Origin of the sequence: Spirosoma liriopis (genome assembly GCF_023196085.1) — a bacterium.
Lineage (GTDB): Bacteria > Bacteroidota > Bacteroidia > Cytophagales > Spirosomataceae > Spirosoma > Spirosoma oryzicola.
Genome location: NZ_JALPRF010000002.1, coordinates 1,463,542 through 1,475,041 on the forward strand (window position 1 = coordinate 1,463,542; position 11,500 = coordinate 1,475,041).

General features: G+C 48.3%; 10 protein-coding genes and 1 tRNA gene. 7 read left to right on the forward strand and 4 right to left on the reverse strand.

The features are described from left to right. Nucleotides 1-483: 483 nt before the first annotated feature. Together M0L20_RS15070 and M0L20_RS15075 are read left to right on the forward strand one after the other, a co-directional pair. On the forward strand, nucleotides 484-1,299 hold the full coding sequence (locus M0L20_RS15070) for an ion transporter (protein WP_248477774.1): 816 nt from the start codon (nucleotides 484-486) through the stop codon (nucleotides 1,297-1,299). Nucleotides 1,300-1,584: 285 nt separating this feature from the next. Further along, nucleotides 1,585-2,253: a porin family protein gene (locus tag M0L20_RS15075; RefSeq protein WP_232561745.1), complete on the forward strand. Its 669-nt coding sequence runs from the start codon at nucleotides 1,585-1,587 to the stop codon at nucleotides 2,251-2,253. A 132-nt stretch (nucleotides 2,254-2,385) separates the two neighbouring features. Here the strand turns inward: M0L20_RS15075 and M0L20_RS15080 are convergent, their stop codons facing one another. Then, complete coding sequence (locus M0L20_RS15080; protein ID WP_248477775.1) at nucleotides 2,386-3,000, reverse strand: HPP family protein; 615 nt, start codon at nucleotides 2,998-3,000, stop codon at nucleotides 2,386-2,388. A 215-nt stretch (nucleotides 3,001-3,215) separates the two neighbouring features. Further along, nucleotides 3,216-3,289: transfer RNA gene (locus M0L20_RS15085), tRNA-Ile, on the reverse strand. A 127-nt stretch (nucleotides 3,290-3,416) separates the two neighbouring features. Here M0L20_RS15085 and M0L20_RS15090 point away from each other — a divergent pair. The 5 genes from M0L20_RS15090 to M0L20_RS15110 all read left to right on the forward strand — a co-directional run bounded on the left by M0L20_RS15090 (nucleotide 3,417) and on the right by M0L20_RS15110 (nucleotide 9,008). Further along, entirely contained in the window at nucleotides 3,417-4,670 is a 1,254-nt protein-coding gene (locus tag M0L20_RS15090) for an HD domain-containing protein (protein WP_248477776.1), read from the forward strand. A gap of 188 nt (nucleotides 4,671-4,858) precedes the next feature. Beyond that, nucleotides 4,859-5,887, forward strand: coding sequence for a UDP-3-O-(3-hydroxymyristoyl)glucosamine N-acyltransferase (gene lpxD, locus M0L20_RS15095; protein WP_232561748.1), 1,029 nt, complete (start codon nucleotides 4,859-4,861; stop codon nucleotides 5,885-5,887). A gap of 71 nt (nucleotides 5,888-5,958) precedes the next feature. Beyond that, nucleotides 5,959-7,353: a bifunctional UDP-3-O-[3-hydroxymyristoyl] N-acetylglucosamine deacetylase/3-hydroxyacyl-ACP dehydratase gene (locus M0L20_RS15100; protein ID WP_232561749.1), complete on the forward strand. Its 1,395-nt coding sequence runs from the start codon at nucleotides 5,959-5,961 to the stop codon at nucleotides 7,351-7,353. 109 nt (nucleotides 7,354-7,462) lie between these two features. Beyond that, nucleotides 7,463-8,257 (forward strand): acyl-ACP--UDP-N-acetylglucosamine O-acyltransferase, encoded by a 795-nt coding sequence (gene lpxA, locus M0L20_RS15105; protein ID WP_232561750.1) that lies wholly within the window; start codon nucleotides 7,463-7,465, stop codon nucleotides 8,255-8,257. Between the two features lie 130 nt (nucleotides 8,258-8,387). Further along, nucleotides 8,388-9,008, forward strand: coding sequence for an ABC transporter ATP-binding protein (locus M0L20_RS15110; RefSeq protein ID WP_232561751.1), 621 nt, complete (start codon nucleotides 8,388-8,390; stop codon nucleotides 9,006-9,008). Nucleotides 9,009-9,017: 9 nt separating this feature from the next. On the opposite strand, the gene M0L20_RS15115 is transcribed toward M0L20_RS15110, so the two are convergent. Both M0L20_RS15115 and M0L20_RS15120 read right to left on the reverse strand, forming a co-directional pair. Then, complete coding sequence (locus tag M0L20_RS15115; RefSeq protein ID WP_248477777.1) at nucleotides 9,018-10,568, reverse strand: NADH-quinone oxidoreductase subunit N; 1,551 nt, start codon at nucleotides 10,566-10,568, stop codon at nucleotides 9,018-9,020. A gap of 73 nt (nucleotides 10,569-10,641) precedes the next feature. Continuing rightward, entirely contained in the window at nucleotides 10,642-11,454 is an 813-nt protein-coding gene (locus M0L20_RS15120; protein ID WP_232561753.1) for a TerC family protein, read from the reverse strand. Nucleotides 11,455-11,500: the final 46 nt, after the last annotated feature.

The window sequence follows — 11,500 nt, forward strand, 5'->3', positions numbered from 1 at the left end:
ACAAAGCCGCTTAAGAAACCGTTGAAATTTTTTGGAAAAGGAGTAAAAATACTTACTAATAGTAAGTCTATATAGACTTAAAACAAGAACAATTATTTACAATGTATTGAGTAAAGGTTACAATCGCAGATAATTAATAGATTAACGGCGCGTCAAGCTCGGCAGATTTGCGCATGAATTAGTCAGAACTGCTTACTTCATTGTGGGCTTACTGTAATATTAAGAAAAAGGGAGATCAATCGAAAAATACTAACGGTATATTATAAACGAATTAAAGCAAAGATAGGCTGGTGCCTTCATGCAGGGAAGGTAGTATTTACAGGAAATTGGCCCCGTCGCCCTCACAGCAGCCTTTTTGGAAGATCCGATAGCGACGCTGGAACTTTCTGTAAAATTTTAGTCACCAATAACGTGACTGGATAAAACCTGGCTATTGTACTTATTTTTGGAAAACTCTCTGAATCAAGGATTACTCGGTACCCCATGCAAACACGCTGGCAACGCATCCAGAATCGGTTGCACAATATAGTTTTTGAAAACGATACATGGGCGGGACGAGCCTTCGATATAACCTTGCTGCTGCTTATCATTCTGAGTGTCATATCCGTTATTGTCGAAACTATTCCTGCTTTAGACCAGGCGTATAGACCACTCTTTCACGTTCTTGAATGGATATTCACGGGTGTATTTACGCTTGAGTTTATCATTCGATTGCTTGCCGTCGGAAGTCCAATTCGATACGTGTTCAGCTTTTTCGGTCTGGTTGATCTTCTTGGTATCCTGCCGGCTTACTTAAGCTTGTTTTTCATCGGTTCGCAGCAACTGGTTGTAATCCGTATTCTTCGGTTACTGCGGGTTTTTCGAATTTTGAAATTACAGGAATATACCTCGGCAGCCGATGTGCTGGCGGCTTCACTTCGGGAAAGTCGGGCCAAGATTACGGTATTCTTCGTTGCTATTTTTACGCTGGTCATTACGCTCGGCGCGATGACCAGCGTGGTAGAAGGGCACACGAATGGCTTCGAAAGTATTCCGGTCAGTATCTATTGGGCGATTATTACCATAACGACGGTGGGCTACGGCGATATTGTTCCCTCTACTGCTGTCGGCAAGCTGATCGCTAGTCTAATCATGATGCTGGGGTACGTGATCATTGCTGTTCCCACGGGTATTGTCGCTGTTAGTTTGACCGGTGTTGCCAATCGTCGGGAGCTCAATTCACAAGCCTGTCCCAATTGCGGTCGTCGAGAGCACGATACGGATGCGGTCCACTGCAAGTATTGCGGGGAAAAACTGTAATACGGGTTGATGAATCGCATGTTGAACGAATGGTAATCGTTGTTACCAAAAGCATACATGGATGAGTTTTCAGGATCAGAGTAATCTAAACGGAGAGGTTGTCAGTGGCTTCGCACGATTCATATTCGTGCGTTCTTTTAGTAAAGCCATTTCCAGTAAGTAGATGCATCGTAGTCACCCCCTTTTCAACGTATCTGAACACCAGGCTAGCCATTCATCATGGTATAAAATGCTGATTATGAATAGGTATCCTATTGGTCTGATTAACCTTCAACCGATCAAAACATGAAAAAGCTTTTTAAAACTACTTTGTGCCTATTCATGCTTATGAACAGTCTTTGGACGCAGGCACAAGTCCAGCTTGGTATTAAGGCGGGGGTCAATTCGTCAACGATTAACATCCCCGATATTGAGCCGGGCGTTTCGGTCAAGCCACGCATTGATTTTCAGGGAGGGGTGGTACTGGATATTCCAGTAGCCAGTTCATTCTCTATTCAGTCCGCTTTATTGGTCAGCGCGAAGGGAAGTAAAATCAAAGCCAAACTTATTGATGGCAATACCGGCTCCACGATTAGTGATATCAATACGTCGATTAAACTGGTTTATACTGAACTGCCGGTTTTAGCGCTGTTTAAAAAGAACTTAGGTCAATCGTGCCGATTCTATGGGGGGGTAGGACCGTATGTAGGACTGGGTCTGGGCGGTAAGATCGCTTCTTCGTTCCAACCCATAGCCGAGCGAGATGTTAACTTCGGGTCAGGGGAGCCCGGAACGAACAGTTACAGGCGATTTGATTACGGGGCCAGTGCAGCAGCCGGAGTAGAGATAAACCGTCTGCTGATTGGGGTAAACTATAATTATGGCCTAGTCGATTTAGGAAGCGCAATAAATAAATCGTACAATCGCACTTTGGGCATTAGTGTCGGTTTCTGGCTAAGTAAGGCTCAATTATAGCCAAGTCCTTAGTCGATTTTAGTAACCGCTTGCGTGCATCATAGGTAAGGATTCACTGCCAACGTCCCGCCATCAATCTTCACGACAAAATAATCAGCCAAAGGTTTCGTATTGGGGGCTTTGATGCCGTATTCAGGTTTTATCCGATGATAGCGAGTTCAACCCTTTTCTTCGCTTTACGGCTATCTTCAACCGCGCCAAAGACCTGACTCCGTAGGAGCGTCCGGAAGGTATGTTGTTGATGATTAGAGCAGTTACAAACAGAATGGCGACTCCGGTCATCACGGGCGTTAGGGTGTAGCCGAAACCCAGGTTTTTAATCTTTTCCGACCCAATGTTGGCAATCAGGGCGGTGGCGCCCGCCGGGGGATGCATCGTCTTTGTTATCTGCATACAAACAATCGACAGCGAGACCGCCAGGGCCGATGCTAACCATACCTGATCCGGAATCAGCTTATGAATTGCTACGCCAATCAACGAAGCCAGCAGGTGACCGCCAATCAGGTTTCGGGGCTGTGCCAAAGGACTGTTCGTTGCGCCAAACAATAGCACACAGGAGGCTCCGAAAGATCCGATTAGAAAGATGCTATCCTGCTGCGTGAAACCGGCTTGCTGCAATAAACCAATCGAAGCGATGGCGATAAACGTACCGACAAAGGTCCAAAGGTGATCGATAGGTTCTAAGATTGTCTCCCGATAAAACACGTATCGGGCAATTCGATAGTGCCTCTTTATTCGTTTTCTCATACTTACCTAACTACATAGCAAGGCATACCGGCAGTTCCTTCGCAGGAAAGGATTAACAAAAAAGTTAGTTTGGTGCTGAGCCTACATAATTCATCCACATCGATTAGCCTTAGGCAACAGCCCGATCCGTCAAATGGGGCGATGTGGGCGAGTTTATGGGCGTTAATAAAATGAAAAAAGCACTTAGTTTTGGGCTAAGTGCTTGATTTTCAATGTGGGCCAGCCTGGACTCGAACCAGGGACTTACTGATTATGAGTCAGGCACTCTAACCAACTGAGTTACAAGCCCATTGCTGTCCAATAGCTTGGTTTCAGCAGTGCAAATTTACGCTTTTTTCGACATAATTGAAGCGAACACCTAATTATGCGTAAAAAAAGATGACATTCCTTTAACCCTATGGGCCTATTTTTGTTGAATGTCAGTGGCAAATAAGAAAAAAATTCTCAACGATCCGGTATACGGATTCATTACGATTCCGAGCGATTTACTATTCGATCTGGTTGAGCACCCGTACTTTCAGCGATTACGGCGCATTAAGCAACTGGGCTTGTCAGAATACGTTTATCCGGGGGCTCTACATACGCGTTTTCATCATGCCTTGGGCGCTATGCACCTGATGGGGCAGGCGACACATACGCTTCGGGGCAAGGGACACTATCTGTCCGACGACGAGTGCGAGGCTGCGCAGATAGCCATTCTCCTTCACGATATTGGTCACGGGCCGTTTTCCCACGTTTTGGAATGCTGTTTGCTCGATAACGTTCATCACGAGAAGATTTCATTATGGCTCATGCATGAGTTGAATCGGCAGTTTGACGGCCGGCTTAGCTTGGCGATCAGTATGTTTGAAGGAACCTACGAGCGACCATTCTTTCATCAGTTGATATCAAGCCAGCTGGACATGGATCGGATGGATTACCTCAACCGCGATGGCTATTATACCGGTGTGGCCGAGGGGGCTATTGGCGCCGAACGAATCATCAAGATGCTCGACCTGGTAGACGACCAGCTGGTTGTCGAGGCTAAAGGAATTCTAAGCGTCGAAAATTTTCTGAACGCCCGGCGGTTGATGTACTGGCAGGTCTATTTGCACAAAACGTCGATCTGTTGCGAATCAATGCTGGTGCAAATTCTACGACGAGCGCGGTTTCTGATTCGGCAGGGAGAGCCGGTGTTTGCTCCGTATACGTTCATGCTGTTTTTGCGGGAAAGCGTTTCGCTGGATGCTTTTTTGGCGAATCCGATCTATCTGGACGCGTTTACCCAACTGGACGATTACGATGTCTGGGGATGTATCAAGGAATGGGCCTTGCACAACGACCCGGTCTTATCGGCGCTTTGCCGCATGCTCCTGGACCGGCGACTCTTCAAAATCATACTTTCTACGGAGCCGTTTGCCAATGAACTAGTCAACGAATTGACCGCTCAGTTACGGCAGCAGGGTTTGCCCGATGAAGAACTATCGTATTTTCTGGTAGAAGGACAGGCAACGAATGCGGCTTACTTACCTTCGGGTGATCGGATCAATATAAAACTTAAAAGCGGCAAGGTAATCGACATTGCTGATGCATCGGATTTGTCGAATGTTCGAGTGCTGACCAATATCGTACGTCGATATTATGTATGCTGGTCAAAAGGACTGCAACTAGCCAACTGGGCAAGTAAATAAGTAAGCCCAGGACAAGCCGATGGATCATTCCCGCTTCTGATCGTATTATCAATTTACGTAATCTGCCAATTACTCAACCGTGCAACACTATTTCCGGCGATTTTATCCAAAAAGTGCAATTTGTTGCCTACCTTAGCGGCCAAAATAATCGGTACAAGCGATTGTTTTGCGATGGTTGTCATACGCATATGGAGTTTACAGTCAAGCAGATTGCCACGTTACTGGGAGGTGAGGTAGCCGGAAATGAAACACTGGCGATTCGTAAATTAGCTAAAATAGAGGAAGGCCGACCGGGTGATATTTCGTTTTTGTCGAACCTTAAATATGAACCGCATCTCTACACAACACAGGCTACGGCGGTGATTGTTGATCGGTCATTTCAACCCCGGAAGCCGGTAGAAGCTGCGCTTATTTTTGTCGAAAATTCGTACACGGCCTTTACCCGCTTGCTGGAAGAATACCACAAGCTACGGAGCTATGCACGCGCTGGTGTAGAACAACCCGCTTTTCTGGGCGATGGAACGCAACTAGGCGAGCAAACCTACCGGGGCGCTTTTTCGTACATAGGCCGCAACTGTCGCATCGGGAATAACGTGAAGATTTATCCGCATGCCTACATCGGCGATAACGTCCGCATTGGCGACAACACAATAATTCACACCGGAGTCCGTATTCTGGACAATTGTATTGTTGGTCAGTCGTGTGTCATCCATCCAAATGCTGTGATTGGTAGCGAAGGATTTGGGTTTGCTCCTCAGTCCGATGGAACCTATAAAACGATCCCGCAGCTCGGCAATGTCATCCTGGAAGACTTTGTAAACGTCGGTTCAAACACTACTATCGACTGTGCTACGATGGGATCGACCGTTATTCGGCAGGGGGCTAAACTCGACAACCTGATTCAGATCGGTCATAACGTCGAGATTGGTAAAAACACGGTGATTGCCGCGCAAACGGGTATTTCGGGCTCTACTAAAATTGGCGATAATTGTACGATTGCCGGTCAGGTAGGCTTTGCCGGGCATCTCAACATCGCCAACGGCACGAAAGTCGGCGCCCAGTCCGGTGTCGGAAAGAATGTGACGGAAGAAGGTACCGCTATCAATAGTTCACCCGCTTTTGGGTTAAAAGAAAGTATGCGTTCACTGGCTGTATTCCGGCGGTTGCCGGATTTGGACCGACGATTGAACGAGTTGGAAAAGAAAACAGAAAAATAGTTTACAGTTTATGGTTTCTTGATACGTCAATGACCGAAAACCGAAACCATTCTACTGAAAACTGAGAACGAATGAATACCAAACAACAGACGATTCAGAAGGCCGTTTCGGTATCGGGTGTAGGCTTACACACGGGCGTTTCGGCTACGATGACATTCCTGCCCGCTCCAACCAATCATGGTTATAAATTTCAACGCGTTGACCTACCCGGCCAGCCGATCGTAGATGCGGATGTTGATAATGTCGTCGATCTTTCACGCGGCACAACCATTGAACAGAGTGGGGCGCGGATTCATACGGTCGAGCATACACTGGCAGCACTGGTTGGTTTACAGTTGGATAACGTGCTGATTCAGTTGGATGGTCCCGAGCCTCCGATCATGGACGGTTCGTCGATTCAGTTTATCAACGCAATTCGGGAAGCTGGTATTGAAGAACAGAACGCTACTCGTAATTATTTCGAAGTAAACGAGTACGTTCATTACCGAAATTCCGAAAAAGATATTGAACTGGCTGCGCTCCCGCTCAACGATTACCGCCTGACGGTTATGGTTGATTACAACTCGCGGGTAATCAGTAGTCAGCACGCTTATCTGAACGATATCAGCCAGTTTCCGGAGCAAATCGCCAGTTCACGGACGTTTGTTTTTCTGCATGAGCTGGAAGCGTTGTATAAGCAAAACCTGATTAAAGGGGGCGACCTAACCAATGCGATTGTTATTGTCGACCGCGACGTGAACGACGGGGAGCTAGACTATCTGGCCGATCTGTTGAACAAGCCGAAGGTAAGCGTCAACAAGAGAGAAGGGATTCTAAATAACCTGGAACTGCACCATCCCAATGAGATGGCGCGCCATAAACTGCTGGACGTTGTTGGTGATCTGGCGCTTATTGGTCGACCCATCAAAGCGCAGATTCTGGCGGCTCGTCCGGGCCACGCGGCCAACGTTGCTTTTGCTAAAAAGATAAAAAAGCTTATCCAGAAAAACGCGGCTAATCAGGTTCCTCAGTACGATCCGAAGCAGCCGCCTGTGATGGATATTAATCATATCTCGCAGTTGCTGCCGCACCGCTATCCGTTCCAGATGATCGACAAGATCATTGCGCTGGACGAAAATAGTGTGGTCGGTATCAAGAATGTGACAATGAATGAGCCGTTTTTCCCAGGCCATTTTCCCGGCAATCCGGTGATGCCCGGCGTCATGCAGCTTGAAGCGATGGCCCAAACGGGGGGTATTCTGGTACTTAGTACGGTGCCCGATCCCGAAAATTATTGGCCTTACCTGATCGGAATCGAGAATTGCCGCTTCCGGCGCAACGTTTTACCCGGTGACACCGTAATCTTTAGATGTGAGTTTACGTCACCAATGAAGCGGGGAATCGTAAAAATGCAGGGCCGTGGCTACGTCAACGACAATCTGGTTTGTGAGGCCGATATGATCGCCAGTCTGGTAAAGAAAAAATAGGTTACAGTTAAGGTTGTCTGCTCGTGCGTATCGGTTTGTATTCGGCTCAGATAGGGCGGTTAAACCTGATACGAATGGACTATGAACCAACAAGCTGAAAGCAAATAAAATGATTCAACCATTAGCCTATATTCACCCCGAAGCGAAGATTGCGCAGAACGTGGTGATTGAACCGTTTGCCATTATTCACAAGGACGTTGAAATTGCTGAAGGAACGTGGATTGGCTCACACGCAGTTATTAACGAAGGGGCTCGCATCGGTCGCAACTGTAAAATTTACCCCGGCGCTGTTATTTCGGCAACTCCGCAGGACTTAAAGTTTAATAACGAATACACCCGAACATTCATCGGCGACAACACGACCATTCGGGAGTACGCAACGATCAGCCGGGGTACGGAAGAGCATTGGAAAACCGAAATTGGCGCTAACTGCCTGGTGATGGCTTATGCCCACGTAGCGCATGACTGCCGGATCGGTAACCACTGCCTGATTATCAATAACGTACAGATGGCGGGGCATGTCCACATGGGCGATTGGGCGATTGTCGGTGGTTCAAGTTCGGTGCATCAGTGGGTAAAAATCGGCGCTCACGCTATGGTTTCGGGTGGATCGCTGGTCCGGAAAGACGTGCCGCCGTTTACGAAAGCAGCCCGTGAGCCGCTATCCTATACGGGTATCAACTCAATTGGGCTTCGTCGTCGTGGATTTGAAAATGACAAGATCAATCAGATTCAGGAGATCTACCGGTACATTTACCTGCGCGGATTAAATAATGCCGAAGCGTTGACGCAGATCGAACTTGAGCTGACTCCGTCGGATGAACGTGATGAAATTGTGAACTTTATTCGCAGTTCAGAACGGGGTATCATGAAAGGCCCATCAAGCAGCAGTGAGCGGGAGTAGTCATACATCTAGGTAGGCTTTGTCCGGTTCAAGTATCAAAAAATAATGGCCTGTGTCCCCACAGGCCATTTGGTTTTATCAGCAGGCGAATGGTCTGTGGGGACGCAGACAATGACGATTGTAATTTTCTATGCTGACAATCAAAGCCGAGCAGTTAGGGAAAAAGTACCGGAAAGAGTGGATTTTTCGCCGGGTCGATCTAACGTTAACTGCCGGGACTAGCTACACGTTCGTAGGGCCAAACGGCAGCGGTAAATCGACGTTACTGCAACTGCTGACCGGGAACCTGCCAATCTCCGAAGGAAAGATAACGTACACCTTGAATGGCACGGTTCTCGAATCGGAGCGCTGGTTTCGGCAGGTGTCTATCGCAGCTCCTTATCTCGAATTGGTTGAAGAGCTAACGCTCGACGAACTGCTCGTTTTCCACCAAACGTTCAAACCGTTTAAAGCGGGCCTTACGTCCGAGGCCGTAGCCGAGCGATTATTGCTCTCGCACGCCCGGCATAAGGAAATAAAGTTTTTTTCGTCGGGTATGAAGCAGCGCGTTAAACTTGGCCTGGCTTTTTTCTCCGATGCACCAGTTGTTATTCTTGACGAACCGACCTCAAATCTCGACCGTCAGGGGGCGGCTTGGTACCACGAGCAGGTGCGTCAGCTTACGCCAGATCAACTGCTGCTTATTGGTTCTAACCAACCGGAAGAGTACGATTTCTGCCCCAACGTGCTGGATGTGATGCAATGGAAATAGGTACCCGCATCACCAACCTGTCACCCACTGTAACAGCCACTCGGGTTTAAGAAATAAGGCAAGTACCGGTACGACCAACCCTAAGGCCAGCCAAACCGCCGGCTTTGCCAAGTTCCCTTCTGCGGTTGTAGCCGAATCGCCTGGGCGGAAGAAAAGTAGAAAAGGAATTTTCAGGTAATAGACCAGTGAAATCAGGGCGTTGAGCAACCCTAGGATAAAGAGCGCCAGCAGCCAGTTGTCGCCCGTGTGTTGGTAGGCATCGTAAAGAGCCGAAAAAGAAAGCAGTTTTGCCGTAAAACCAACGGTTGGTGGTAAGCCCGTCAGCGCAAGCATCACCACGGTTAGACCAATCGATAGCAGCGGGTATTTCGGCCCTAACCCCGCGAACTGGCTGATCGTTAAATCTGTACCGTTTGCGCGGGCGAGTAAGTCAATCAGGAAAAAAGCCGCCAGCGACATAAAAAGGTAGGTGCCCGCGTAAAAAAGAACGGCATCAAAACCGGCTTTGTTGAAAGCGACTACACCAACCAGCAGAAAACCGGCGTGAGCAATGGTCGAATAAGCTAACAACCGTTTGGCGTCGGTCTGACGCAGTGCCGACAAGTTGCCAATCAGAATACCCGCCAGCGCCAGCACAGCCAGTGGGGTTTGCAGCGACGTTGTTGTAGCCCCTGTCAGCGCATCGGTCGTTGGTGGGTCAATGGGCAAGGCCGTTACCAGCCGCATCAGCACCAGTACGGCTGCTGCTTTGGGGGCAACGGAAAAGAAAGCCGCTACAGGAACAGGTGCTGCTTCGTACGCATCGGGCGTCCAGACGTGAAATGGCACTCCGGCCAGCTTGAAAAACAGTCCAGCCAGGGTTAGTAAAACGGCGACCGAAGCAACAGCGGCATCTTGCCGGGCCAACTCGATGCCAAACGACTCGGCGGTGAGATCAAGGGTACCGGTCATGCCGTAGAGCAACGACATTCCGTAGAGCATAATGGCGGAGCTGACCGCGCCAAAAAGCAGGTATTTAATGCCGCCTTCCGACGCTTTTCGGTCCGTAGTAAGCGCAGTGAGCAGATAAGAGCAGATCGAAACCAGTTCAATGCTTAAATAAATGCTGAGCAGATTAACCGAAACGGTCATCAGAAACAACCCTAACGTCATCGCTATCAGCAACGAATACCACTCTAACGGCAACTGCGGGGACTTCACTGTGTTGTCGAACCCCTCTAGTTTCTCTCTAGAAGGGAATGCGGTAAACAAGTCATAAAGCAGCACAAGGATAGCAGCCAGGGCCGTTATCACCTGAAAATAGATCGCCTGATTGTCGACGAACAGGAGATGCATGAACAGAAATCCCCGCGTGGGGGACACAACCGACCATAAAGCAGCTATCAGCAGTGAGGCAACGCTCAGAACGGCTAGCCACTGTCGTGTTCTGAAAGGGGATGCTGACCGAATTAGGAATAATTCGGCTACTAACAGTCCGCAAAAAGCCAGAGACAACCAGGCCATCGGGCCAAAGCCGCCGAGGCTATTCAGAATGTCGGTAAGCTGTTCGGTAAGAGACAAAGTAATGCAGTTTTCGGGCGATAGCCATGCGGACACCAGCTTGACACGGATAACCGCTGGCTATCAACTCAACTTAAATCATACCATCGCGGTGCGCTTGTTCTTCGTACCCACGCAGTTGAATGGGCGTTTGTTTCTTGCGAAGACGGATGTTCAGAAACTCAACCAAAAGCGAGAACGCAATCGCGAAATAAAGATATCCCTTGGGTACAGTACCCACTTCCTGATTGAAAATAACAACTTCTGACAGGTGGGCGCCTTCGGCCACAAGCATAAAACCAATCATGATCAGGAACGCCAGTCCCAACATCTGAATCGTTGGATGTTCATTGACGAACTTACCGACTGGTCCCGCAAAAAACATCATAATCAGGATGGAAAGCACAACGGCAATCATCATAATAGCAACATTCTGTGTCAGACCGATGGCCGTAAGAATCGAATCAATTGAGAAGACAATGTTGGTGATAGCAATCTGAGTCACTACACTCGAAACGCTTGTTTTGCCTTTCGTGCTGCCGCCTTCCTGTTCGTGGTCGCCACCTTCCAGTTTATGGTGAATTTCGGAAGTGGCTTTGTAAAGCAGAAACAGACCTCCCGCGAACAAAATCAGGCTTTGACCCGTGAACGCAGCCTTAAACCATCCGGCATCGACGTGGGTAAAGGGTTTGCTGAGCGAAATAACGAATGAAATGCCGAGCAACAGAATAAGCCGGAAAGCCATTGCCAGAATCAAACCGATGTTTCGGGCTTTGGCTTGGTCCTGCTGGGCCAGTTTGTTGGCGGCTATTGAAATGAAAATGATGTTATCAATCCCTAGGACAATTTCCAGAAAAGTCAGGGTTAATAAGCTAATAATCGATTCAGCAGTGAAGAGATCGCTCATAGTTGACAAAAGTACAGCCCAAAACTACCGGCTCCAAGCCGGGTCT